20 protein-coding genes are annotated in these 25,803 nt (G+C 40.5%); 7 read left to right on the top strand and 13 right to left on the bottom strand.

What is annotated here, in order from left to right; all coding sequences use genetic code 11:
* Positions 1-9 precede the first annotated feature (9 nt).
* On the bottom strand, positions 10-1,509 hold the full coding sequence (locus tag PSF31_RS00395) for a porin family protein (protein ID WP_096863232.1): 1,500 nt from the start codon (positions 1,507-1,509) through the stop codon (positions 10-12).
* Between the two features lie 34 nt (positions 1,510-1,543).
* A complete protein-coding gene (locus PSF31_RS00390; RefSeq protein WP_096863231.1) occupies positions 1,544-2,290 on the bottom strand; it encodes a Slam-dependent surface lipoprotein in 747 nt (248 codons plus the stop codon).
* A gap of 482 nt (positions 2,291-2,772) precedes the next feature.
* On the opposite strand from PSF31_RS00390, the gene PSF31_RS00385 reads away from it, so the two are divergent.
* A complete protein-coding gene (locus PSF31_RS00385) occupies positions 2,773-3,396 on the top strand; it encodes an SDR family oxidoreductase (protein ID WP_096863230.1) in 624 nt (207 codons plus the stop codon).
* Between the two features lie 140 nt (positions 3,397-3,536).
* A complete protein-coding gene (locus PSF31_RS00380) occupies positions 3,537-3,731 on the top strand; it encodes a hypothetical protein (RefSeq protein WP_228676962.1) in 195 nt (64 codons plus the stop codon).
* A gap of 99 nt (positions 3,732-3,830) precedes the next feature.
* Here the strand turns inward: PSF31_RS00380 and torD are convergent, their stop codons facing one another.
* Genes torD through torC form a run of 3 tightly spaced genes read right to left on the bottom strand, consistent with a single transcriptional unit; the run spans position 3,831 to position 8,156 of the window.
* Positions 3,831-4,445 carry a molecular chaperone TorD gene (gene torD / locus PSF31_RS00375; RefSeq protein ID WP_096863229.1) on the bottom strand — a complete coding sequence of 205 codons (615 nt, stop codon included), beginning with the start codon at positions 4,443-4,445 and terminating at the stop codon, positions 3,831-3,833.
* Positions 4,442-6,988, bottom strand: coding sequence for a trimethylamine-N-oxide reductase TorA (torA, locus tag PSF31_RS00370; protein ID WP_096863228.1), 2,547 nt, complete (start codon positions 6,986-6,988; stop codon positions 4,442-4,444). The genes torD and torA overlap by 4 nt, the downstream gene beginning before the upstream one ends.
* Positions 6,978-8,156 (bottom strand): pentaheme c-type cytochrome TorC, encoded by a 1,179-nt coding sequence (torC, locus tag PSF31_RS00365; RefSeq protein WP_036958495.1) that lies wholly within the window; start codon positions 8,154-8,156, stop codon positions 6,978-6,980. Before torC ends, torA begins: the two co-directional genes overlap by 11 nt.
* A 136-nt stretch (positions 8,157-8,292) precedes the next feature.
* Here torC and torR point away from each other — a divergent pair, with 136 nt between their 5' ends.
* On the top strand, positions 8,293-8,994 hold the full coding sequence (torR, locus tag PSF31_RS00360) for a two-component system response regulator TorR (RefSeq protein WP_004262356.1): 702 nt from the start codon (positions 8,293-8,295) through the stop codon (positions 8,992-8,994).
* Here the strand turns inward: torR and torT are convergent.
* Complete coding sequence (gene torT / locus PSF31_RS00355; protein WP_096863227.1) at positions 8,967-9,998, bottom strand: TMAO reductase system periplasmic protein TorT; 1,032 nt, start codon at positions 9,996-9,998, stop codon at positions 8,967-8,969. The genes torR and torT overlap by 28 nt on opposite strands.
* A gap of 84 nt (positions 9,999-10,082) precedes the next feature.
* On the opposite strand from torT, the gene torS reads away from it, so the two are divergent.
* Positions 10,083-12,836 carry a TMAO reductase system sensor histidine kinase/response regulator TorS gene (gene torS / locus PSF31_RS00350; RefSeq protein WP_096863226.1) on the top strand — a complete coding sequence of 918 codons (2,754 nt, stop codon included), beginning with the start codon at positions 10,083-10,085 and terminating at the stop codon, positions 12,834-12,836.
* Between the two features lie 51 nt (positions 12,837-12,887).
* Here the strand turns inward: torS and cfa are convergent, their stop codons facing one another.
* The 4 genes from cfa to PSF31_RS00330 form a co-directional block, all read right to left on the bottom strand.
* Entirely contained in the window at positions 12,888-14,051 is a 1,164-nt protein-coding gene (gene cfa / locus PSF31_RS00345; protein ID WP_096863225.1) for a cyclopropane fatty acyl phospholipid synthase, read from the bottom strand.
* Positions 14,052-14,522: 471 nt separating this feature from the next.
* Positions 14,523-15,815: a cytosine deaminase gene (locus PSF31_RS00340; RefSeq protein WP_096863224.1), complete on the bottom strand. Its 1,293-nt coding sequence runs from the start codon at positions 15,813-15,815 to the stop codon at positions 14,523-14,525.
* On the bottom strand, positions 15,808-17,055 hold the full coding sequence (gene codB / locus PSF31_RS00335; RefSeq protein WP_096863223.1) for a cytosine permease: 1,248 nt from the start codon (positions 17,053-17,055) through the stop codon (positions 15,808-15,810). The genes PSF31_RS00340 and codB overlap by 8 nt, the downstream gene beginning before the upstream one ends.
* A 161-nt stretch (positions 17,056-17,216) precedes the next feature.
* On the bottom strand, positions 17,217-18,101 hold the full coding sequence (locus tag PSF31_RS00330) for a LysR family transcriptional regulator (protein ID WP_096863222.1): 885 nt from the start codon (positions 18,099-18,101) through the stop codon (positions 17,217-17,219).
* Between the two features lie 101 nt (positions 18,102-18,202).
* Here PSF31_RS00330 and PSF31_RS00325 point away from each other — a divergent pair, with 101 nt between their 5' ends.
* Positions 18,203-18,646, top strand: coding sequence for a PACE efflux transporter (locus PSF31_RS00325; protein ID WP_004262335.1), 444 nt, complete (start codon positions 18,203-18,205; stop codon positions 18,644-18,646).
* A 69-nt stretch (positions 18,647-18,715) separates the two neighbouring features.
* Here the strand turns inward: PSF31_RS00325 and dbpA are convergent, their stop codons facing one another.
* A complete protein-coding gene (gene dbpA, locus PSF31_RS00320) occupies positions 18,716-20,089 on the bottom strand; it encodes an ATP-dependent RNA helicase DbpA (protein WP_096863221.1) in 1,374 nt (457 codons plus the stop codon).
* Positions 20,090-20,232: 143 nt separating this feature from the next.
* Between dbpA and PSF31_RS00315 the strand changes: the two genes are divergently transcribed.
* Positions 20,233-20,721: a DUF7000 family protein gene (locus tag PSF31_RS00315; RefSeq protein ID WP_004262327.1), complete on the top strand. Its 489-nt coding sequence runs from the start codon at positions 20,233-20,235 to the stop codon at positions 20,719-20,721.
* A gap of 78 nt (positions 20,722-20,799) precedes the next feature.
* Here PSF31_RS00315 and PSF31_RS00310 read toward each other — a convergent pair whose 3' ends face one another.
* Both PSF31_RS00310 and PSF31_RS00305 read right to left on the bottom strand, forming a co-directional pair.
* Entirely contained in the window at positions 20,800-22,239 is a 1,440-nt protein-coding gene (locus PSF31_RS00310) for a YfcC family protein (protein WP_232062910.1), read from the bottom strand.
* Positions 22,240-22,262: 23 nt separating this feature from the next.
* Positions 22,263-23,393 (bottom strand): M20 family metallopeptidase, encoded by a 1,131-nt coding sequence (locus tag PSF31_RS00305; RefSeq protein WP_096863220.1) that lies wholly within the window; start codon positions 23,391-23,393, stop codon positions 22,263-22,265.
* 1,227 nt (positions 23,394-24,620) lie between these two features.
* On the opposite strand from PSF31_RS00305, the gene PSF31_RS00300 reads away from it, so the two are divergent.
* A complete protein-coding gene (locus tag PSF31_RS00300; protein ID WP_004262310.1) occupies positions 24,621-25,766 on the top strand; it encodes a trans-sulfuration enzyme family protein in 1,146 nt (381 codons plus the stop codon).
* Positions 25,767-25,803 lie beyond the last annotated feature (37 nt).

The raw sequence follows: 25,803 nt of genomic DNA, 5'->3' as shown, positions 1-25,803 counted from the left end.
CCATAACGCTTAAAAGCGGGTTTCTAACCCAATAGAAATTTCGTGCTGGTGGTAGGAGTAAATTCCATCCGCGGAACTGCGATTGTCACGAAAGCGGTAACTGGTATAAGGCGTGAATGTGAGCAATGAATAATTTGGAAAACTGAGTCGCGCAAAATACATGGCTTCTTTATCATGGCGTTTTACATTCAACATTTGGTTGAAGGCCTTGAATTGGCTTTCTCGATAAGTTGCGAGTGCCAGTAAATGAATATCGGGCGTGAGTACGGTATACAAGCCGCCTCGGATGCCTAGCTGGTCATAATCATCACTACGAACTTCAGTCGTGAGACGAGTCGCATCAGCCCCTAAAAAGAGGGAAGTATCTGGGGTAATACCATAGACACCCGTTAGATGTAGGCTACTTCGATTGCCATCAGCACTGTCATACGGTTTTTGGTAATGAAGTTGTTGATAGTCAGCGGAGGTACTGAGGATAACCCGAGGTGTAAATTGGTAGTCAGCTTCAATTTTACCGCCCATACCTAAATAGCGGCGCTTTTCATTAACCGTTTTTAATTCAATTAATGGGCCAAAGGCGATAGTCGTATTTGCATCATTAAAACGATATAAAGTTGCTAAAGAAGAAGTGTTTTCACTGAATTCAGCATAGTGAGGATAGCGGTCGCCATAAGATGTTCCCTTGATTTGCAGGGAATGGTTGTTCGAGATAGGAATAATTTTACTTAGGCTTGCATCATAGGTGAGCCCTGGCGATGACTTAGGGTTAGCCATTTTCCAGGTTCCACCCGGAGTTTCCCAAACTTTATTTTTATCAGGAACTTGGTTGATATTACTGTTGTATTTATAGCCAAAAGAGAGGCTTCCTGTCCAAGCAGTGCGGTTTTCTATAGCATCAATAAATTGTTGAATGGTTTGCTTTACACTGGCAGGTAATGCGAGTGTTTCATCGTTGATTAAATTTTGGAATAAAGCCAAAGACTCCTTATTTTGATTATCTTCAAAATAAGCTCGGGCAAGTTCCAACTTAATGCGAAGAAACTTTGGTGACAGTGCCAGTATTTGTTGGTAGTGAGAAATTGCTTCAGGGTAATGGTTTTGCGCTTTAGCGGTTTCTGCTTTTGCAAATAAAATAAGCAATGGGTCCGCATCAGTTAGCTGCTGGTAGCGAGGCAATAAGCGTTGTACGTCTTGAAATTGCCGATGGTTGATTGCCAGATAAATTGCCTGTCCTAAGTCTTGAGCGTTATTTTTTAGGGTATAGTTTTCCCCATTTAGTTTTATTGATAGGTCATCTGGGAGTAGCAATTGGTCTTTATTGGGGACAACTGCACTTTTATCACGATAATTTTGTTTATCTTTTTGCCATAACAACTGTTCTCGGTCAGTATCCAAGCTAGCTGGAAATGCAGAGAACGCAACCATAAGCATCATGATGGCAGGGGGTAATAGCAGATATCGCATAGGATTAGCTTCGGTAATAAAAGGCTGTGGCCAACTACCTGTCACGTTTTATAGTTGGCCACTGAGGTTAATTTACGGATTACTGGGAGATATTCCCACGGCTTCCACCAAAGGCCATGTCTTTGCTGTGGTCGCTAAATTCAGTTACCCCTGCAATATGTTTAGCTTGGTCGCCAAAGAAGTGCCCATTTGTTGAGCCTGATTCACCATTAAGAGTGGCCGCTCCGGCGAAAGTGGCATTGTTATTTATGGTGGCATTAATATTGGTTGCACCAATATTCCCTGCTAAGGATTTAGTTCCAAAGTTGGCTGTCAGAGTACCTGCGGCTAGGGCACCTCCATTATATTGGCTTATCCCTTTAACAGAGTATTCCGCAGTGCCCGCTGTTGGCATATTGGTGGTGACATCTTTACCAGAGTAGTAAGCCGTGTGTGTTGTGTCACTAGCTTGTCCGGTTGATGACCATTCGCCGAAATAGACTTCTGCATCTGCTACTTTTGCAAAGTTAAATACGCCCATTTTGTCATGTGAACCAGAGCTATTAGGCATAGAGATCACATGTGCTTCATTCCCTGGTTTTTTTGGCGCCATTTTTGTTAACCCAGAGAATGAAATGATTTTTCCACCGTAAACAGATTGCACACCAATACCAGGATCACCCGCAGCACCACCATGTCCACCACCGGTTCCTTCTGTCGCTCCAACACGAATGGAAGGCTCATTGGGATCGAAAGGTTGGCTTTGGCCAGAACCTATTGCTGCAGAAGCACCAAAAGTCATTGTGCAGGTTGCGAGTGCTAGAGCGATAATATTTAACTTTTTCATCGAAATACTCCATTTTTATTAAAGATATTAACGATACTATTGATTAAGAAATTATTATTTCGCATATATATGACGAGAGTTATTAAATCAAATAATAATATAAATGCAAATGATAATTCTTCGCATTAACATTAAAATAATTATGGGTATCAATGGGATAGTGGTATTTTATTTATTGTTAGTTGTTGATATTACGATTTATTTTTGTAATTAATTTGTTGGTTTATCAATTTTTATGATAATTATTTTTTAATAAAAAAGTTAAACTAGTCACATTTTAATGTGTTTGATTAAAAGAGTTACATAAAAAACATTAAAGTTAGTGTTGTTTACTGTTTCATCATCGGTGCTAGTTAATGGCGGGCTAAATAAATTAAAATAGTAAATGAAAATAAGGCGCATTATCATTAATGGTGTGGTAATTTAGCTTTTACCGATCACTATTAGATTAATATTTACTCAAAATGCTAAGGGATAAAGTAATGGCACCATGGTTAATTTTTGGCGCTGGTGGAAAAGGTGTTGGCCATCAGATTGCTCAGTTGGCAATAGCAGAGAAACATCCTGTCATCGCAGTTGTACGTAATAGGCAATCTGCAGCAGCGTTAGAGGCTGTAGGGGTGCAAGTTTTCATCGGCGATGCTTGTGATAGCGAGGTGGTTAAAGCTGCTTGCCATGCCGCAGGAACAAATGCCACAGTTATTTCAACCATGGGAGGTACGCAAGATTATTTAGCTCACCGTACGGTGATTGATTGTGCCGAGCAAGCGGGTATATCTCGCATGGTGTTAGTTACGTCATTAGGTTGTGGAGATTCATGGCCTTATTTATCTGCTCGGTCACGCGCTGCGTTTGGTCAGGCAGTGAGAGAAAAATCCCTTGCGGAATCATGGCTACAAACTAGCTCGTTAGATTATGTGATTGTTCGCCCTGGTGGGTTATTACATGGTGAACCAACGGGAAAAGCAGTTCTTCAACAAGAGGTTGAAGTTCATGGTTTAGTGATGCGCGCGGATGTTGCTTCACATGTTTACCAGTTGGCTAAGCAAGGGGAATTGAAAAAACAAATTTATAGCGTGGTACAACCCGGTCTGACACCCTCTTAATAAAACCAAGGATTTTTTTGCATAGTGACAACGACATCATAACTATCCTCAATTATTTGTTTATTGCCTTAGACTCGCATAATTTTGAACAAGTTATTCAAGTTTTAGGGGAACAAACAGAAAAGCATAAGGAGACAATCATGAATATTGCGCAACGATTGCAAGATAAAGGACGACAAGAAGGACGGCAAGAAGGGCTGCAGGAAGGATTTCAAAAAGGCAAAGAAGAGGCAAATATAACAACGGCACGGAATCTTTTGGAACAAGGAGTTAGTATCGAGATAATAATGAAAAGCACTGGGCTGAGCCGTGAAAAACTTATTTCTTTACAGTAACTCAGGTGTTATGACTCAGATTTAAAAGGGATATTATTTATCAATATCCCTTTATTTAATAATAGTTGAATAATATATAAATTATTTAAATGGCATCTACTAGGTTTGCTTATCCCATTGAACTAGCGCTAACGACAGTTGACTCAAAGCGGCATAAAAACCAAACTCATCATATCGTTGGCAATTTTGGCTAAATACCGGTAGCCATTGCAGTAAAAGTGATAAAGTTTTTAGGCGTAACTGTTTCACTTTTTCTTGGTCCAAATGGGCTTCATTTAATGAAAAATGTAAGTGACTTAATAGCTCCAAAAAAATTGAAATATGGTCAGAAGGCTCGTTAAATGCCTCACTGGTTTCCATTCCTGCCTCGGCTAATAGGTACTTAATCTGTTCATTACCATGTTCACTGTTTGGATAAACTGAGGCGTAAGGTAAGGCTGATTGTTTATCTGACATTAAGAATAAACTACAAAAATCTGCGGCTAATTCGAGCTGAGCATCATTTCGCATCATTAGCGCTTTGATTTTTGTTTTAACCTCTTGAATTAGCGAAGTTAAAACAGGTTCCTGCTCGATAGTCGTAAACCAATTCATCATTTCGCTAGATTGAATCTGTGCTAACGTTGCATTATCTAATTCACGTGAGAACAATTGTGCTAGCCATGCATAAACACATGCTATTTGTTCTGGCGACAAAGTGATTTGTTTTGTCATTTGTTCACCTGTGATGCAGGAACATATTCACATTGAGCAACCATTTCAATTGGCCCATCGAATGCATTGACGTTATCCACTTGTCCTGTGTATTTTTCTATCTCCACTAAGGTTGTATGTGCGCTGGTGGCCTGCGCTAATTGAGAGGTTCCAATATCAAGCGTTAATACGTTTGGGTTTCCGTATTTGCACAGGGAATTGATTTCTCCACCCTTAGTCGGGTCATACCAAGCTCCTTCATGGATACGAGCAACGCCTTCTGTATATAAGTCAGAAACTACGGCTCCTGCTAACACTTGCCCGCGGTCGTTGAAAACACGAACAATATCACCATTTTGTATGCCTCTAGCTTTCGCATCTTGAGGGCTAATAAAGACCGGCTCTTTGCCACTCACAGAATAATATTGACGTAATACAGGGGACTCGCACAATTGTGAGTGTAAACGAAAATCGGGATGTGCGGATTGCAAATGTAGTGGCCATTTTTTTGAACCTGGACCACCATGAGAGCGTTCTGCTTTTTCGAACCACATTGGGTGACCTTGGCAATCATCATATTGCATATCAGCAATAGTTTTTGAGTAAATTTCAATTAAACCACTCGGTGTTCCTAAAGGTTCTAAGTCGGGATCTTCCCTAAATGCTTGATGACGAACAAACATTTGTGGATGTTCAAATTCCACATAGCCTTCTTTTTCCCAGAACGTATCGAAGGAGGGTAAATGAATACCACGGCCTTTTCCTTGTTGGCTGCCTTCTTGCCAAATGCGTTTTAGCCAACCCATTTCGTCCAAACCTTCAGTAAAGGCTTCTTCACGACCAAAACGGCGGCATAGGTCGCGTAATATATCGAAGTCATTACGTGACTCAAACTGCGGTTCAACGAGTTGTTTCATCGCAATAATTCCACGATTTGAATGGTTACCGTATTGGTCAAGGTCATTTCGTTCAAATTGTGTGGTTGCCGGTAATACGATATCGGCAAAACGACAGGTGGATGTCCATTGATTATCAATAGAGACAACCGTTTCTAGTTTGCGCCAACCTTCAATAATACGGTTAATTTGTTGGTGGCGGTGGAATGGGTTGGTTCCGGCAAATACACACATTTTTAGTGGAGGTAATTTAACTGCTTTACCGTTCCAGTTGATTGTTTTTCCGGGTTCTAAAATAGCATCAATAAAACGAGCAATAGGGATGGTGCTGCTGTAGCCTTTGTAGTCATTGTTATCATGAATAGGTGGCACTTTGGTTGAGCCGGAAAAACCACTTAAAATAATTCCCTGGCGGCTTGGGGTTCCTGCTCCATTATAGTGCCAACCGAAACCAAATCCTCCACCCGGTAAGCCAATCTGACCTAACATCGCAGCCAAAACGACAATCATCCAAGACCATTGTTCACCATGTTGCATACGTTGAACACACCAACCTGCGATGATTTGGGTTCTATCTGCTGCCATTTGGCGGGCTAAAGCGCGGATTGTGTCGGCATCAATGCCACAGATTTCAGCCGCCCATTGTGCATCTTTGGGTTGTCCATCTATTTTTCCCATTAAGTAGGGAACAAATTGCTCGAAACCAACACAATATTCTTTTAAGAAAGTTTTATCATGTAAGTCTTCACTGTAAAGTGTGTGGGCGATGGCTAATTGCAGTGGGACATCCGCTTGCGGGTTAATCGCAATATGCTGAACATTGGTACGCCCAAGGTAATCATGAGTTGAGGTGATTATTGGATCGATACTGATGACTTTTATCTCGCCATTAGCGGCTTTTTCTTTCAGTTGTTCATAATATTCATAAACGTCATGATCAGGACACCACCAGTTAGCTTGTTGGTTTTTAATCAGGTCAGAGCCCCATAATACGATGGTTTTACTATTTTTAAGGACTAGCGGCCAAGAGGTTTGTTGTTCATAAACCTCCATTGACCCGACAACTCGAGGTAAAATCACTTGTGCAGCACCCGTTGAGTAGTCTCCGCCAGTACTGACACTATTACCGTGCAGCGCAATGGCGCGGGCTAACATACCTGATGCATTGTGGAGCATCCCTGTCGATTGCCAGCCATTTGCAGTAAGTAATCCACTTGGTCCATAAGTTGTTTGAATACGTTCTAATTCTTGATAGAACAAATCAAGGGCCTCATCCCAAGAAACACGTACGAAGCGGTTATCACCTCGTTGTGAGGTGTCACTTAAATGACGTTTACGTAGCCAATCAACACGCACCATTGGGTAACGGATACGGGCAGTGCCATGCACATGGTCAGGCAATCCTGCAATCATTTTTGATGGAAATTTATCGTGTTCAAAGGGTTTTGCTTCGATAAAACGGCCATCAACTACGGTAGCGCGAATTGCGCCCCAGTGTGACCCAGTTAGAATGCCTTCTTGTACCACCGCAGTTTGTTCTCCAGCTGTTGCAGCGTTAGCCTTACGTGGTGTTAATAGGGAAGGGCCTAACATACCCGCAACAGTGAGCCCGCCAAGCTGGAACAAAAAGTGTCGACGAGAAGCTTGAAAAGTTGGATTATTTTTCATTCTGTACTCCGTTATCACCGTGTGAAGATCCTGCGGTATCAGATGCATTCATTTGTAAGTATTTCAATAAGGTACGCTCTTCTCGCTTATCTAAACTGGTAAAGCCAATCATACCGTTTAATGTGCCTATCCAACCGTTAGCATCAAAGTGAGCAATATCTGGCGCGCCATGGCATTGATTACAAGAACCGTTATATAAAGAGTCTGCATAAGCCCATATCGGTTTGATATCATTGACCATATCACCTTGCTGCATCCATGCAGTCGCTTGCAGTTTGCTCCATGACGTATCTGTTGCAGCGACGACGGTGCTTTCTAAATTTTTCACATTTTCTTGAACATCACCACGTATCGAAGCTACGAAAATTCGCTTGCCGGGGAATTCAGATAGAACTCGTTGGCGACCATCGGTTTCTGTCCACCCTGTGATTTCAACTTGTAGCCAATCGCCATCACGTTTTAGGACTTTCACCTCTGAGGCAGGAAGTAACGAGCCAGCAGGGTCTTTATCCCCTTTATTTGCATAAATAGGTTTAATATCAAGTGAATACAGAATATCTGAATCACTATTTGCCTTAGCGCGCAGCTCATCGAATTGTTTACGAAAACCGCTGCTCATATCAGGTAATTGGTGGGCAATTCCTTTGTGGCAGTCAATGCAGGATTGATTCTCTTTCGCAGCGATTTGCATCTGGCGAGCTGCTTCTGGATTTTGTTTAGCGTGATCCATTGAGTCATAATCATGGCAAGAGCGGCAAGTAGCAGAATTATTTTCTTTCATGCGGGCCCACTCGCGTTCCGCAAGTTCGGCACGTTTGGCTTCAAATTTTTCTGGGGTATCTATCGAGTGAGCAATAAATGTTTGATAAATATCATTGCTTGCTTCGAGTTTCCGTTTAATCATGCCTGGAAGGTCGGAGGGAATATGGCAGTCATGGCATTCTGCGCGTACGCCAGATGCATTTTGGAAATGTACAGATTGCTTATATTCTTCGTAAACGGGTTCCATGCTATGGCAACTGACACAAAACTCGGTGGTGCTAGTCACTTTCATCCCAACATGGGGAACAACGATTAACGCAACACCCACTGCAATCCCGACAACGATTAACGTTAGCATTGACCAACGAGCACTTGGTTTTCGCAACGCTCTCCAGAGTTTCCGCATAATAGCCCCTGTAATTATATGGTTTAATACAGGCGATCTTATTGAGTTAATATGAATAGCGGTACTAGTCAGAATGAACAGCTTACGGCAAGATATAAGCAAATATGAACAGATATGAACAGAAGAGAGTATATCAATGACATCACATCATATTGTGGTTGTTGAAGATGAACCCGTTACTCAGGCTCGCTTACAGGCTTACTTTGAGCAAGAAGGGTATCGTGTTTCTGTAACGGGGAATGGCGCGGGGCTACGCGAAATTATGGACCAGCAAGCCGTTGACTTGATTCTGTTGGATATTAATTTACCAGATGAAAACGGGTTAATGTTAACAAGGGCACTACGTGAGCGTTTCACGGTAGGAATTATTTTAGTCACAGGCCGCTGTGACCAAATTGACCGTATTGTGGGTTTAGAAATGGGAGCCGATGACTATGTTACTAAGCCCTTGGAACTTAGGGAATTAGTCGTTCGCGTTAAAAATTTACTTTGGCGAATTGACCTTGCTAAGCCTTCGCAAGCCCAAGTTGTTTCTCAAGATAATTGTTATCAGTTTGCTGGCTATTGCCTAAATGTTTCGATGCATACGCTCGAATTTGAGCATCAGGCTATCAAACTAACACGGGCTGAATATGAAATGCTAGTGGCTTTTGTGACGAACCCACGGGAGATTTTAAGCCGAGAACGTCTTTTACGTATGTTATCTGCCCGACGAGTTGATAACCCTGATTTACGTACCATAGATGTACTTATTCGCCGTTTACGCCATAAAATCAAAGCGGATTTATTAGTGACTCAGCATGGTGAAGGCTATTTTTTAGCTGCTGATGTATATTGATATACGGGCCTAAAGCCTCCTGGAGATAATGAGTTGCGTAAGTGTTCACTATCTGCGTTTTGTTGGGTAAGCACTAAAATCGGCGGGCTTATATTGTTTGGAACCGGCTGCTTTTGTAGTACTTTGATGGCTTGTTCAATCACTAGCTCACCTTGCCAAACCATTTGGTCGCTGGCAGCCATAATAATTCGGCCTCTTTTTAACCCGCGGTAGACTTGGTGAGAAAGGTAAAAAGAGACAATATTCAATGGGTTCGTTAAGTTTCGGCCTTCACCCATTGCGGCCTCAGCAGCAATAGCAGTGCCAACGACGACATCGACATCAGGGTTACGCTCTAACATTTCATGTAATAGATTGCGTTGAACCTCAAGGTCGTTATCCCCTTGCGCCACATCCACAATTTGTACTTGGCTACCTGCAATAGCTTCTCGGAATCCTTGCTCCATTTCATGGCTGCCTCCGGCATTTAATGGGCCAGGCATAAGTAAAACTTTCAATGGCTTACCTTGACTCCATTGGACTAAATAGCGCCCCGGTTGATAACCCATTTGAAACCAAGGTACACCAACGCGGGTTTTAATTGTTTTATCGTGTGTCGCATTGATGACTTCAATGACAGGCGTATTTTCTACCAGTTGGCTAAGGTTTGGAAAAGTTGTGGTGCTACTTCCCAGTAAGATGGCATCTGCTCCCCATTGTTGGCACTGCGTAATTTGCTTTTGTTGGGTTGCTAGTTGGTTATATCCACCGGCTTCTAATACGTTTAGGTTAACGCCATAGTGCTTTGCCGCTTTTTGCATTCCGTAATTAATTGATAACCAATAAGAATCTTTTAGGCTAGGATAAAGCGCACACAACTTCCATGCTTTTGTGGCAGTAACGGGATCATGTGGTTGCCGGTCAAAATGCAGTGTATCGCTCCACTGAATTAGTGAACTATTGTGCGCCGTTGCTAGGCTCAACAACGAGTGAAATGTGAACAGTAGTAAAATCAATACACGCATGATAGCCTCACAAACCAGAAACCTTTATCCTAAATGCATTCTTGCTGCTAACTCAACCATTTTAATTTTTAGGCTAACGAAACCGTGAATTTATCACTAACTAGACGACTATGGATGGGCTTTGCACTGATGGCTGCATTGACCTTTATTAGCACCCTTGTGGGGTGGTACAACTTACGTTTTGTTAGCCAAGTTGAACAGGCCAATACGGAAGCTCTAATCCCAACCATGAATATGGCAAGGCAACTGAGTGAAGCGAGTGCTTGGGAGCTATTTTCTGCACAAAATCTCACAAATGCAGATAGCGAAAGTATTTGGTTAGCACAAGGACGAATGTTAACGGCACAAAGCCTTAAAATCACTAATTTACTGAAAATATTAAGAGAACAAGGCTTTAATACACAAAATATTGAACAACAAGAAAAAGAAATTGCTCAGTCATTAAGCCAACAGGGTGAATTAGTTGGGCAGCGGTTAAAACTGCGCGCAGAGCAACAACAATTAAGGCAGCATATCATTGCGGCGGCGGGAGATATCGCCCAAAAGGCACATGGTCAGGCAAACAATGCCGCCACCTCAGCGGGAGCAACTCAAGTCAGTATTTACGACCTTATTGAAAGGAAACAAGGGGAACAAGCACAACAAGCCCTTGATCAACTAATTGATATTGACCTTGAATATGCCAGCCAAATGAATGAGCTTCGATTAAGCGCGATGCGTGTACAGCAAATGGTACTTAATTTAGGTTCAAACCAGCCCCACCGCAATATGGCAGAATTAGAAAAACAGTTGAATTCTGCAGTTAAAATCTTACAACGTCGGCAAAAATATATTGAAGACCCCGCAGTGCGAGGCCAAGTAGAAAACGCGTTAAATAGCGTGAAGCGCTATACCGAGTTAATCGCGTTGTACCGGCAAGATAACGACATCACAACACGTTTACAGATTTTATCACAAAATAATATTGACCAATTTGCACGTTTTAGTAGTGAAGTAGCGCAATTAGTTGACATCATTGAGCTTCGTAACCAAACCGCATTGGGACAACTTAAACAAGCCAGTGAACGAGGGCAGAATTGGTTGTTAGCATTGAGTATTGTCTCATTGCTCTCACTTATCTTGATCCTTTGGCGAGTGGTTTATCGTTTAGTGACAAAGCCGCTGGCACAGCAAACCCAAGCCCTTCAACGCTTATTAGAGGGCGATATTGACTCTGCATTTCCTGAAACTGCAGGGGTGAAAGAGCTTGATACGATTGGCCGTTTAATGGATGCATTTCGTGAAAGTGTTCATGCCTTAAATAATCAGCGTGAACAGCTAGCAGACGAAGTCAAAGCGAGGACGGCAGAATTGCGCGTGATGGTTGTTGAGCACCGCAAAGCTCGTTCTGAAGCAGAACAAGCCAATCAGGCTAAATCGGCATTTTTAGCGGCAATGAGCCATGAAATTCGCACTCCTCTTTATGGGATTTTGGGGACAGCGCAATTGTTATTAGAAAATAAAGCACTTAGCCAATATCATGATGATTTATATGCGATTACTGACTCAGGTGAATCTTTATTAGCAATTTTGAATGACATTTTGGACTACTCCGCAATTGAAGCAGGGGGACAAAATGTTTCCATCAATGATGAGCCTTTTGAGCCCAAGCCGTTATTAGAAAGTACTTTGTATTTAATGAATGCCAGTAATAAAAATAGTGCTATTCAGTTAGTTGCAGATATTGCGGATGATTTGCCGATTGCTTTACAAGGGGACCCGCTACGGATCCGACAAATTATCACGAATTTACTCAGTAATGCATTGCGCTTTACTCAAAAGGGGCAAATCACTTTGCGTAGTTGCCGTTATGGTAAATATTGGTTTATTGAAGTGGAAGACACAGGGTGTGGCATTGATAGCTCGCGATTTACTGATATTTTTAAGCCATTTGTGCAAGTAGATAGCCAGCGGGGTGGTACAGGACTTGGGCTGACAATTAGTGCAAGTCTAGCGCAAGCGATGGGAGGTGAATTGACGGTTAGTAGCCAGTTGGGGAGCGGGAGCTGCTTTCGTTTAACATTGCCGCTATGTATCACCTCTCATCCAGTGGGTAAATCGGCTGAGCTGCCATTAGACATGCGAGGTGTGAATTTATTACTCATAGAAGACAACCCATTGACTCAAAAAATCAGTGGAGAAATGTTAACCCGCAGTGGGGCTCAGGTAACCATTGTTGGCTCTGCTGCTGAGGCTTTGGCGACTCTACAAACTGGTCAACAATTTACGGCGGCATTGGTGGATTTTGGCTTACCTGACATCGATGGTATCACCTTGGCTAAACAAATAGCGAAAACTTACCCTACATTGATTTTGATTGGTTTTAGTGCTCATGTGATTGATGAAACATTGCGCCAACGAACCAGCCAAGTTTTTCGCGGTATCATTCAAAAACCGGTACCAAGAGATATGTTAAATCAATTAATTGTTAAATATATTTCAGGTGGTGAATATACATTGTCTGATTCTGGTGTTCAGGGAGAAGTTATAAATTTACAACAGCTTGCCAGTGATGCCGAATTAATGGGATTCCAGAAAATTCGCGAATGGGTGAGTATTTTTAAACAACATTCCTTGCCTTTGCTCGATCAAATTGACATTGCACGAGCAGAAAGTAACGCAGAACAAATAAAGCGCCTTGCTCACCAGTTAAAAAGCAGTTGTGCCAGTTTGGGAATGCAAAATGCAGTACAAAGCTGCGTATTATTAGAACAGCAGCCAATGGCGGATACCCAATTGAAGGATGATATCCAGCAAGGCTTACGGGCTATTGATCAATGGTTGAATAAAATACATTGACTCTTTAACTAGCCCGTAAGGTTAACAAAGATATATATTCAGGACAAAAGCTTAGCGAGCAACCCGTAGGCCCCCGGTCACACCTTGTGGGCTCCAAAGTATTTGCCATAATTGAATATCTCTCGCTCTAAATGCACCTGCACAAGCATTTAAATAATAAGAAAACATGCGTTTGAAGCGAGGCGTATAATTATGTTCCAGCTCTGGCCAAGCCGCTTGAAAACGGGAATACCACGCCATAAGTGTATGGTCATAATCTGCACCAAAATTATGCCAATCCTCCATGACCAGTTTGCCTTCGCTGGTTTCGCCAATATTTTGTACAGAAGGTAGACAGCCATTTGGAAAAATATACTTGTTAGTCCATGGGTCGACATTGACTTTATTTTGATTAGAGCCAATGGTGTGAAGTAAAAACAAACCATTAGTTTTTAAATTGCGTTGAATAACATCAAAGTAAGTCGCATAGTTTTTAGGCCCGACATGCTCAAACATGCCTACAGAGACAATACGGTCAAATTGGTCGTTGAGATTCCGATAATCGTCTAATTTAATATCGACATCTAAGCCTGCACAGCGAGCTTGAGCATATTTTTGTTGCTCAGCGGAAATAGTGACACCCGTGACAGAAACTCCATAGTTTTTTGCTGCATAGGCAGCTAGCCCGCCCCATCCACAGCCGATATCCAGTAATCGTATACCTGGTTTTAATTGCAGTTTTTCGCAGATTAAATTTAATTTTTGTTCTTGAGCAAGAGGGAGGTTTTCAGGAACCGTTTCTAAACCTTTCCAGTAGCCGCAAGAATATTGCATATAAGGGTCGAGCATCAGGGAAAATAAGTCATTCCCGAGGTCGTAATGTTCTTCTCCAACAATGCGAGCACGTTTTAGGGTTTGTAAATTGCGAACGCGTGCGACAGCAATTTTCAATGTATCACTGAAATTATGAGGTATTTTTTTATCGAGCTTATGGCGTAATACATGTTGGAAAAATATGTCTAAACGTTCGCAATCCCACCAACCATCCATATAGCTTTCACCTAATCCTAATGAGCCTTGTTGTAGCACTCGTTTAAAGAATTGGTGGTTGTGAACTTGAATATCGAAAGGGCGGGAGCCATTAATTTTAATACCAGCTTCACTTAATAATTCAGCAGCAATGCGTTGCCAAGAATCGATAGTATTTTTTTGGTTAACGACTTGTTCAGTACTCATCTGATCTCCAATTTTTTTCAAAGTGGGATTCAGAGAACTTTATTTGTGACGTATTCGCGGTACAGCAAAACAGGAATATTGGCCACCGCTGCATGACAGTCAGTGTATTAGCGTTATTGTTGCTATAAATAAAGCTCAAATCCAGTTTCAGATAACTCTCTAAAAAATATAAAACGTTCGCATTGAATTTCAATAAAAATTGCGCTTAATACTTAGAAATGGCACTTATAACCAAAAAAGGAGTTCTTATAAGACGTTTATTTGCTCACCAAAGCTTTCAAGCTCTGCAATAAGTATTGGATTAAGTCTAGTATATAGGAATGAATTTTGTGTAAGAATTACGTTATTAGTTGCTTTTTATCCGATTAAGATTAGTTCTTCGGGCTGGTTTTATTTAAATTAATGATGAGCTATAAGACAATTGGCTCACCTACTGTTGTAGAGAGCCATTTTGGAATAAAAAATTAATGGTTAGATTTTTGGAGTATATCCATAACGGATTGTTTCCGTTTGTTCTAAATGAATTTGGGTTACCGCAGGTTGGGTATTGGCAATCACCTGACCATCACGAACCGAATAACGTACAGGAACTTGACGGCGCACGGCATCGAAGCCATTTTCTGCAGGTAAAATCAATAAACTAGCGCGTTTTCCTTCACTAACGCCATAATCTTGCAAGTTCAACGTACGTGCGCTGTACTCACTAATCAGTTTCAGCCCATCATTGATTTGCTGGTAACCCATTAATTGGCAAACATGTAACCCCATATGCAGGACTTGCAGCATATTAGCTGTACCAAGTGGGTACCAAGGGTCAAAAACATCATCGTGGCCGAAGCAGACATTAATATCTGCGGCTAGCATCTCTTTCACTCGCGTAATCCCACGGCGTTTTGGATAAGTATCAAAGCGGCCTTGTAAGTGAATATTCACTAGCGGGTTAGCCACAAAGTTAATCCCAGACATTTTTAGCAGACGAAATAAACGGGAAGTATAAGCGCCATTGTATGAATGCATCGCAGTAGTATGGCTTGCCGTGACGCGAGAACCCATCCCCTGTGCATGTGCTAGCGCTGCGACAGTTTCCACAAAACGGGATTGCTCATCATCGATTTCATCACAGTGGACATCAATCAAACGGTCATATTTTTGTGCTAAAGCGAACGTTTTATGGAGTGATTCTACACCATACTCACGAGTAAATTCGAAATGTGGAATAGCACCAACGACGTCGGCTCCAAGGCGTAGTGCTTCTTCTAACAAGGCTTCGCCATTTGGATAAGACAAAATACCTTCTTGTGGAAAAGCAACAATTTGCACATCAACCCAAGGCGCGATTTCTTGTTTTACTTCTAACATCGCTTTCAGTGCGGTTAATGTTGGGTCTGACACATCCACATGGGTGCGAACATGTTGAATACCATTGGCAATTTGCCATTTAAGGGTTTGCCACGCGCGGTTTTTAACATCCTCGTGGGTAAGCATCGCTTTGCGCTCCGCCCAACGTTCAATGCCTTCAAAGAGTGTTCCAGACTGGTTCCAGCTTGGTTGCCCAGCGGTTTGAGTAGTATCCAAGTGAATGTGTGGCTCAACGAAGGGCGCGGTCACCAAACCACCTTCACCGTCTAAGCTGTTTGGCAATATTTCGCCTTCATGTTGTGGAAGGATAGCTTGAATTTTTTGGTTGTCGATATCAATACGCCACAGCCCATCACGCTCGGGTAAACGGATATTATGGATATGTTTGATAGTATGATTAAGCACGGGTCATCTCCGAATCAGTAGTATGGCGGCGATTTAATAATGGGTTAAGGATAGCGTAACATAATGCACCACCCAGCACTGCATTGACAGGGACAATACCTGGTAACCAGTTACCTGCGATAACCCCAGCGGCAACAGCGATTAATGCACTGATGTTGACATCACGCATTTTACTGCGGTCAAAGGTTTCATAGCGGTGACGGTACATGAGGTAGTCTGCGATGATAATTCCACCAATAGGAGGAATAGCCGCTGATAAGAAAGTTAGCCAGCCGACAAAATTATTATATAACCACAGTGCGCATAACGTTCCTACCAGTCCATTGACAATGGATAAGGTTTTGCTGGATAAGCCGGTGATATTGGCAAACCCCAAGCCTGACGCGTATAGGGCGTTATCATTAGTTGTCCAAATATTTAGGCCTAAAACTATAATTGCGGGTAATAGTAAACCTTGAGCAATCATCACATCAGAGATATCTGCCATACCTAATGATGCAGCGCCAGCGGCGCCAAAGATAAACATCAATGAATTACCAAGGAAAAAGGCAATAATAGCGACAAGCACTGCAATTTTAGGTCTTCGCCCGAAACGCACAAAATCGGCCGTTAATGTTCCTGCACTCACAAAAGAGCCTACAACCATGGCTAAAGCAAGGTTAAAATCGATGGGTTTTGCGGGTACGACAGCCTGCAATGCACTGATTCCACCCATATCAGTGATAGCAAGGTAAACGGAGTAACTACCGAGTATCGCAATGGCAGGAACAGCAACGATTGACAGAACTGTAAGAGCAGAAATACCAAAAAACACAGTAACGGTCATTAAGACCCCGGAAATACCAATTAACCAGTTGATATCCCAGCCTGTTGCTTTACCAACAGGAATGGCAAACATCGCAACACCGACACCAAACCAGCCAACTTGTGTGCCGCCCAATAGGAAAGAGGGGAGCCATGAGCCTTTAATACCAAAAGAATAACGAGCAAGAAGGTGAGTGGTTAAGCCTGTTTTAGAACCAATAAAACCAAGAAATGCGGTGTAGATACCAAGAAGAAGATTACCGATAAGAACTGCGAGGAAGAAATCATGAAAATCAAGACCGGTACCGAGAGCGCCTCCGGTCCACATACTGGCGGAAAAGAACGTTAAACCTAGCATCACAAAGGTTAATGCTAGTCCGCCTTTCCGCGCTGATATGGGCACGGGGCCATGGCTATAATTTTTATCGTCAGGCACGATTGTCTCCAGTTATTTTTTTCAGGCCAAAAAAATCCGACGCATTTTATAGCCATCAAAACAAAAAGCAAACGTTTTCGTCAATAATTTAAAATAATTAATGTATTCAAGAATAATTTTATTTATGGAATTAAAAGTAGAAATAATAGATAACTTAGGGTTTAAATTGCCTTATTTTTCAGTAATTCAATGCATTCTTGAGCACCACGTTTAAGCACATGACCTTGCAAACATACCGCGTGAATAGGCAGTTTGAAGCCATTTGGGGTATTTTTAAACTCAAGGGGTTTTAGTGAGCCATCGTTCAATTTATCTTTAATTAGTGACAAAGGGAAATTTCCCCATCCCATACCACCCTCGACTAAACCGAGAGCCAAAGAAAAACTATCTGTTTTCCAATAATTACTGGAAACTAGAATGCGTATATCACTCAATTCACGTTGGCGGCTCGCAATAATAATTTGCCGGCTTTCAACAAGGTCTTCGATATAGAGCGATGCTTTATTTTGTAAAGAGGGATGTTTAGCCGAAATGGTGGCAATAATTGATTCTTCGCCAATATAATGAAATTGCTCTTGGGAATTAACATTTAAACCGCCAAAGACAATCGCAAGGTGAATTTGTTGTTCATGTAATAACGGTAGAAGATCATCTTGAGGTGCGGTAATCAGTTCAATATGCAGTAAAGGATAACGCTGGCTTAAAATATGAAGAGCATCAAAGAGTAAATTGGCATTGATACCTGCTGCAATACCAATGGTCAATTTACTTTCGACACCTTGGGTCAACTCTAAAGAAAAAGTATTGAGTTGTGATAAATTAGCCACAATATGCCGTGCATAGGGCGCTAATGAAAGTGCCTTTTCAGTGGGCTTAGGCTCTCTAGTGTGTCTATCAAATAGTTCAAATCCAAGTTCAGCTTCTAGATTCGCCACGGCCATACTGACCGCGGATGGCACACGTTTTAATGCCCTAGCCGCCGCAGAAAATGAGCCTTTATCTAACACGGTAAGAAAAATCGTTAGGTTGTCACTATTAAATGGCATCATTCACCTTTCAATAAAACTGATAGAAGCTAACTTTTATTATCATTGAATTATATTTATTTTACCACCTTGTTGATAATGATATTTTTGGAGGTGGGAAAATGCAGGGGATTAAACGTAAAATTGTTTTTGTCACGGCTTATGAAGTTATTGGTTGGTTAATTTCAGCGTTGGCATTGGCTTTTCTTTCCGGTAATTCAGCGGAAACAACAGGCCCATTAGCTTTAGTCATAACGACTATTGCAGTGAGCTGGAACTTTATTTTCAATACCGCATTTGAATATTGGGAATCAAAACAAAAATCACGCATTAGAACCTTTAGGCGCCGGTTTGTACACGCCATATTATTTCAATTAACGTTGGTGATTTTTTTAATTCCTTTAATTGCATGGTGGTTATCAATTAGTCTTTTACAGGCGTTAATACTCGACTTCGCCTTAATTATTTTTATCCCAATTTATACTTTCTTTTTTAATTGGGCATTTGATAAGATTTTTGGATTACCTAAATCTGCCTTACCGCAAGAGAATAACGCCACATCATAGAAAAGTAAGAAAATTATTGAGTTTCCTTCCGTACTAACATCGTGCAGAAGGAAACTCGAATCACACATATTATTTTAATAATCTAGCCTTAACGGATTTCCCTTTAATTTTTCCTTGCTGTAAATGCTTCCAAGCTTGTACGGCAACCTCACGTTTGAGTGCGACGTAGGCATGGGTAGGGTGGATCACAATCTTGCCAATATCGGCACCATTGAGGCCAACTTCTCCGGTTAAAGCACCTAAAATATCTCCGGGGCGTATTTTGGTTTTTTTACCGCCATCAAGGCATAAGGTCATCATTGTCGCTTCTAACGGAGTGACTCGTAAACCTGTCGGTTCGGTTTGCCAATTAAGCTTCATGTTTAACATTTCTTCTAGAGCATTGGCTCGTTGGGCTTCTTCTGGCGCACATAAACTAATTGCTAAACCACTTTCACCGGCACGTGCAGTTCGGCCGATGCGGTGAACATGCACTTCAGGGTCCCATGATAATTCATAGTTAATCACCATTTCGAGGGCTTTAATATCTAATCCACGGGATGCGACATCCGTAGCCACTAACACACGGCTACTTCCGTTAGCAAAACGCACAAGAGTTTGGTCACGCTCACGTTGTTCCATGTCACCATGAAGCACTAAGACACTTTGTTTGCTGGCTGTTAAGGCATCATAAACGGCTTGGCAATCTTTCTTAGTATTACAGAAAACGACACAAGAAGCGGGCTGTTCACGGCTTAAGAGCTTTTGTAATAATTCAATTTTTTCGTGACGAGCGACTTCATAAAATTGTTGTTCAACTGCCGGGAGTTCATCAACACTATTGATTTCAATGGTTTGTGGGTTATTTTGAATTTGCTGGCTAATTCGTGCAATTTCTTCTGGCCAAGTGGCTGAAAACAATAATGTTTGTCTATTAATTGGTGCGTAATCAATTATGGTCTCAATATCTGGCATAAAGCCCATATCGAGCATTCTGTCTGCTTCGTCTAAAACTAAAGTTTGCAATGCATCAAGTTGTACTGTTTCACGATTTAAATGATCAAGTAAACGCCCCGGTGTGGCAACAATGATATGTGCTGCATGGGCAAGGGAGTCGCGTTGTACGCTGAAAGGCACACCACCACAGAGTGTCAAAATTTTGATATTAGGGATCGCGCGAGCTAAACGGCGCAATTCATTGGCGACTTGATCTGCCAGTTCACGAGTTGGACATAAAACTAATGACTGAGTTTTAAATAATTTGGCGTCAATATGTTGTAATAAACCCAGACCAAAAGCCGCAGTTTTGCCGCTGCCCGTTTTAGCTTGTGCTCGGACGTCTTTTCCGGCAAGTATAGGGGGAAGAGCGGCAGCTTGGATCTGCGTCATGTTTAGGTAGCCTAACTCTTGCAAGTTAGTGAGTTGTTCCGCAGAAAGCGCATTTAGGTCAGCAAATGAAGTCACAATACAATCTCAAATAGAATAAAAGGCATAATAGCGCTAATAATACTATTCCTACCTTACTCTGTCTGTTTTTAATTCGTCATTAATGTAGAATCCGGCTATCACTGATATAGTTCAAAATTAAATCAACAGGAAGTAATGAAATGGAAAATTTGCAACAGCGGCTAATTAATTATCGGCAGCACTTAGAAAGTGGTGAATTGAAATTTGCTTATGAGTATTTGATTAAAACTATCATGCAAGTAAAACAATATATTGCAAGAAATCCAGATACAGAATTTAAGTGTGGAAATGTATCCCCAGGCTATTTGGATTATACCTATTTTCCATTAGTTAATAGTTTTTTGACGGCAAGAAAACTTCGATTTGGACTCGTGCTAAATCATAACACGCTAAATTTGGAACTGTGGTTAATGGGGCAAAATGCAGCCGTACAAAAAGAATACTGGCAGTGTTTGAAAAATAGCCCTTGGAATCTAGATAAAACTGAAATGCCACAATACAGTGTGTTAGCAATCAATTTACTTGTTGAACCTGATTTTACCGATAAAGATACACTATTTATGGATATTGAAAAGACAATATTTCCAGTTATGGAAGAGGTCATTCAATATCTTGAAAGTAGCAAATGATGTTTTGGAAATGTCGATGGCTTTTAGCACCACTTAAAAGTGGTGCTAAAAAGAAGGGGGGTATTCAATATTGATGTCTTAGATAGGACCTAAATTTGTCATTACAGCATATATTAGAGCGACAATAGAAATGGCTATCCATGTGAAGACTAACGGCCAAATAAATCTCACCCATTGTGTATAAGGAATTTTTGCCGTTGCAAGTACAGCCATTAAAATTCCAGAGGTTGGGTTAATACAGTTAACAACCCCTTCTCCAAGCAATACAGTTTGCACTGTCGTTTGGCGAGTGATTTCTAATAAATCGCCCATTGGCGTAAAAATAGGTACAAGCACTGCCGCTTCACCAGAACCTGATGAAATAAAGAAGTGCATAATTGCCGCGGTTGCGAACATGGAAAGGGCAGATAAGGTCTTCGGTAAGCCATCCATCATTGAAATAATGGCATTAACGATGGTATCTAAAATCATCCCATCAGATAATACGATAGCAATAGCACGTGCCATACCAACGATAAACGCGCCACCTACCATTCCCGCACAACCTTTTAAGAAGCCTGTTGCAATGGTATTAGGAGACATGCGGTTTAAAACACCCACGCCAACGCCTAAGATGATAAACATAGCCATCATCTCTTTTTCTCCCCAGCCCCACTCAACAGCACCGAAAATAAATCCGACTAAGCAGAATGCGCTATAGGAAAGAGTAATGACATGCAAAGCTGAAATTTTAGAGGTTTGGTGTTCGTCGGTATTAATTTCAATCTCAGGACGAACCATGCCTTTATTACGGCATTTCTTGGTATAAATCGTTAAAAATAGAATACCCGCGATAACAAATGCAATATAAATAGCCATTCTAAAACCGAGGCCGGATAACAATGGGACGTCGGCTAAACCTTGAGATAAACCCACTGTCATTGGTGCCATGATTGAGGCATTAAAGCCCGAATAAGCCGCAACATAGACTAAAGCAGCACCAAATTTGTCGTCCATTCCCACGGATTTAGCGACTAAAAGACCGATAGGAACAAATGCAATAATTGAGTTAACGACAATCCCTGTTGTCCCTAAAATAGAAAAAACGACAAAGAATATACTGATTAGTAAAAAGTCATTAAGTCTTTTACTGCGCGAGATATTATTGAGTACTTTTTTGATGGCCCCAGTTTCCTCAAGAAGATGTAAAGCACCTCCAGTGAAAATAATCAAAAAGATAATAGGAGCAGCTTTGATTAGACCATCAGCAATTGAGGTGAAAATTTGCCCTGGCAAAATACCGTGTTGTTCTGGTAAGCGCTCATAACTACCGGGAATGGTATAAGAACTAGATACTTTTGTTTCTATACCATCTTTTACCATGGTGATGACTTTTGTTTCTGATGCATATTGCCCCGCAGGAACGATCCACGTTGCAATACCTGCCAATACTAAGATGAAAAACAAAAGAACATAAGGGTTTAGACCTTCAGAACGTTTTTTAGGTGGTGTTGTTGTGTTTGTTGACATCGTTGTCATAGAGTTTCCTATTGGATTATTATTTATTGTGTAATGCGTTGTAATACATTGAAAAATAACTGTGCACGTTCTGTGAGTGACGGTATTTCTAAGTATTCTTTATCACTGTGCTGGTATCCACCAATCGGGCCTAACCCATCTACAGTGGCCGTTCCGACACCTGCAGTAAAAGAGGCATCAGAGCCACCACCCGTCGAAACATCAAGTAAATCAATGTTTAGTTGCGCAGCTTCTTCTTTAATGATGTTGATAAGAACGGTGCTTTCATCCGTTTTAGCCATAGGTGGGCGATTAATTCCGCCTGTTAAGGTGAGTTTGATGCCGTCTAATACTGGTGTACTACATACTTCCCTGACTTTTTTATCGATCTCAATACCCTGTTCTTCAGACGAAATACGGACATCGATTTCTGCTCTGGCATTCGGAGCTACAGTATTCACAGAGGTTCCACCAGAAATTAGGCCAACGTTAACGGATAGGCCTTTATCATGAGCAGAGAGTGCGTGTAACATTTGTATTTTATATGATAATTCCTGAATTGCACTAATGCCTGCTTCGGGGGCAATACCTGAATGAGAGGCTTTTCCTTCAATATTTAATACATAAGTTCCAACACCGCGGCGAGCGCTCACTATAGCGCCATTGGCACGAGCAGGCTCCATCACAAGTGCGTAGCGCTTTCCTAATGCACATTGTTCGATGACACCGCGAGATGAAATAGAACCAATTTCTTCATCACAATTGAGGAGGATTTCAATATTTTTGTAGCGAATATCTTGATTGTCATAAAGTTGCTTCATGACTTGATATACCATGACATGGCTGCCTTTCATATCAATCACGCCAGGGCCATAAGCTCGATCACCTTCAATGCTAAAAGGACGTTCAGCAACGGTGCCTTTAGGAAAAACGGTATCTAAATGCAATAAAATTAATATATCAGCCTTTATTGAAGGGTGATGAATTCGATAATTATTGCCGAGTGATTCATTTTCAATGATTTCGACTTCGAACCCCATTTCGCGATATTTTTCACACCAGACAGCAGCGTGGTTATCTACACCTTCTTTGTCATAAGAGCCTGATTCGATATTGACTACTTTTTCAAGTAGCTTAAGCATACTGTCTTCATGCGCTAAAAAGTTATTATTCATGGTTGTTTCCTTATATTGTATCTACTACAAAATTAAGTTGTTTTTATTGTGGTAAATTTAATTTTAGGTGATATCAAAACAGGGTGTATATTAAGTTAAATTTATCTGATTCAGATTTTCACTAAATTAAACGCTGCTTTTATTAAAGGTAAAAAAACAAAAGAAAAAGGCAGTGTTAAAATTTGCTAATAATAATTGCGATTTTTTTTGATTCTCACTGTTTGTATTATGGGAAATAAATACCATAAATTTTTATGCTCTAGTGAGTCGTACCACAGTAAAGGATATAAGAAGTACCAATACTTGATAGTTGAATCATAGGCATTTTTTGACTGTATCATAATAAATAATTTGTATACAAGATGATTATTCACTAAAAATATAAACCCATTTAGAGAGTAATTTTATGGAGATATATAAGATGGAATACATTGCTGATATTGTTCGAGCAAGTTTGAGTTTCTAATGAAAAATTCTGTATTAGGCTAAATTGAGATTCTTTAAGAGAGTGTGATTAGAATAATTTATAAAATATATAGTGGTTATGCGTTTTTCTAATAATTTAAATAACGATAGCAATTCATTTTTCATAGTTTGTAATATTTAACTGTGTTTTTTTTAAGCAAAAAAGTCAGGGTGATTAAATTAAAAACAACTCAGTCAAATTTAGTCTCTGTACTTTTCTTATAAATAGCCTTTGAGCATATTATTGCTTGATAGCCACTCTTTGACGTATTAATTGTATTTTTATTCATCGACTTTTTCTGTCTTCTAAGCGATATAGCTCATTGCAAGAAATAAGGTGAAAGAGAATAAGTTTCTCTTATATGACTATTATGCAGCATGAGAAGAAGCCAATTAGGCGTAAATACTAAGGTGTATGTTAAATTAACGACAAAATACCTACCAAATAATTACATTACGTGATGAAGAATTTAACTTGCATGGAACATTTGTTGTTTTATTTTAGTGGTTTATGTGGTTTTTACTGGGTAATTGATTGTGAAGAATAAACAAAATAATGATATTGTGACGGCTAGCTCATTTATCAAAACTTAACCAACAGCATGAATTTAAAGGCTATTTATTCTTGAATAGAAAAATTTTCTCTTAATTTGAAAAAAGGCACTAATTTTTAGAAAAAATTTTCTATTTCCCTGTGGCATATTTCTTTTAGCAACAAATATAAAGATATCATTTTTACTTTACTATATTGGGTTTTAGATAATGACTAAGAATATTGCTACAATTTTAATTCATGGTGGAAAGCAGCAAGATACTGTTAATCATGCTATTTTTCCTGCTATTACAACAGCCAGTACTTTCGTTCAACAAAGCTTAACAGAGCATGGTGAATATTGTTATTCACGTTGCAGCAACCCAACACGTTATGCATATGAAACCTTATTAGCTGAAATTGAAGGTGGAAGCTATGCAACAGCGACTGCATCCGGTGTGGCTGCTTCAAGTTTAGTTTTAAATTTATTACCAAAAGATTCACATATTATTGCAATGAAGGGTGTTTATGGAGGAACTTTTCGGTTATTTGAACGAGTTTCAACCATTAATAGCGGTCACCAAATAGACTATGTTGATTTGAATAATCTTGATGAAGTTAAAACAAAAATAAAAGATAACACACGCTTAATTTGGATTGAAAGCCCAACTAATCCATTATTAGAATTAGTTGATATTAATGCTATTTGTTCACTTGCCAAAGAGCATAATATTTTAACTTGTGTTGATAATACATTTGCAACAGCTTGGAACCAAAAACCATTAGAATTAGGTGCCGATTTAGTGATGTTATCGGCAAGTAAATATATTGGCGGCCATTCCGATTTAATTGGTGGTGCGGTGATCACCCAAAGAGAAGACTTAGCCAGCCGCCTTGATTTTCTAAAAACCACCCTCGGAGCAATTGCTTCTCCTTTTGACGCCTACCTTGCTTTACGTGGATTAAAAACATTAGCATTACGTATGGCAGCACAATGCAGTAATGCCGCACAAGTTGCGAAATATTTATCAACACACCCGAAAGTTGAGCAGGTTTATTACCCTGGATTACCTTCGCATCCTCAATATGAATTATGCAAAAAACAAATGCGTACAGGAGGAGCGGTTGTGACGATTAAATTAGCAGGGGATATTGAAGACACCAAAGCCTTTTTATCTAAAGTTAAATATTTTGTTTTAGCGGAATCATTGGGGGGTGTTGAAAGTATGGTGAATCATTCGGCAACCATGTCTCATGGGTCGATGACAAAAGAAGAAAGAGAAAGTATCCAAGTATTTGACACCACATTACGTTTATCCGTAGGTATTGAAGATATCACAGACTTATTAAATGATTTAGAAAACGCACTATCTTAATTTATTAAAATCAAAATAAAATATAATAAGAGAGCAT

It is taken from the genome of Providencia sp. PROV156, from assembly GCF_028480905.1.
Lineage (GTDB): Bacteria > Pseudomonadota > Gammaproteobacteria > Enterobacterales > Enterobacteriaceae > Providencia > Providencia hangzhouensis.
The sequence above is the reverse complement of the archived record's forward strand: the minus strand, read 5'-3'. Positions and strand labels throughout refer to the sequence as shown.

Excerpts from the sequence above, each read along its gene's own strand:
- PSF31_RS00385 (WP_096863230.1), top strand. The coding sequence starts at position 2,773 with ATGGCACCATGGTTAATTTTTGGCGCTGGTGGAAAAGGTGTTGGCCAT.
- PSF31_RS00305 (WP_096863220.1), bottom strand. The coding sequence starts at position 23,393 with ATGAATAATAACTTTTTAGCGCATGAAGACAGTATGCTTAAGCTACTT.
- PSF31_RS00310 (WP_232062910.1), bottom strand. The coding sequence starts at position 22,239 with ATGACAACGATGTCAACAAACACAACAACACCACCTAAAAAACGTTCT.
- PSF31_RS00380 (WP_228676962.1), top strand. The coding sequence starts at position 3,537 with ATGAATATTGCGCAACGATTGCAAGATAAAGGACGACAAGAAGGACGG.
- torR (WP_004262356.1), top strand. The coding sequence starts at position 8,293 with ATGACATCACATCATATTGTGGTTGTTGAAGATGAACCCGTTACTCAG.
- torA (WP_096863228.1), bottom strand. The coding sequence starts at position 6,988 with ATGAAAAATAATCCAACTTTTCAAGCTTCTCGTCGACACTTTTTGTTC.
- torC (WP_036958495.1), bottom strand. The coding sequence starts at position 8,156 with ATGCGGAAACTCTGGAGAGCGTTGCGAAAACCAAGTGCTCGTTGGTCA.
- PSF31_RS00300 (WP_004262310.1), top strand. The coding sequence starts at position 24,621 with ATGACTAAGAATATTGCTACAATTTTAATTCATGGTGGAAAGCAGCAA.
- PSF31_RS00390 (WP_096863231.1), bottom strand. The coding sequence starts at position 2,290 with ATGAAAAAGTTAAATATTATCGCTCTAGCACTCGCAACCTGCACAATG.
- cfa (WP_096863225.1), bottom strand. The coding sequence starts at position 14,051 with ATGAGTACTGAACAAGTCGTTAACCAAAAAAATACTATCGATTCTTGG.
- PSF31_RS00315 (WP_004262327.1), top strand. The coding sequence starts at position 20,233 with ATGGAAAATTTGCAACAGCGGCTAATTAATTATCGGCAGCACTTAGAA.
- PSF31_RS00330 (WP_096863222.1), bottom strand. The coding sequence starts at position 18,101 with ATGCCATTTAATAGTGACAACCTAACGATTTTTCTTACCGTGTTAGAT.
- torT (WP_096863227.1), bottom strand. The coding sequence starts at position 9,998 with ATGCGTGTATTGATTTTACTACTGTTCACATTTCACTCGTTGTTGAGC.
- torD (WP_096863229.1), bottom strand. The coding sequence starts at position 4,445 with ATGACAAAACAAATCACTTTGTCGCCAGAACAAATAGCATGTGTTTAT.
- PSF31_RS00325 (WP_004262335.1), top strand. The coding sequence starts at position 18,203 with ATGCAGGGGATTAAACGTAAAATTGTTTTTGTCACGGCTTATGAAGTT.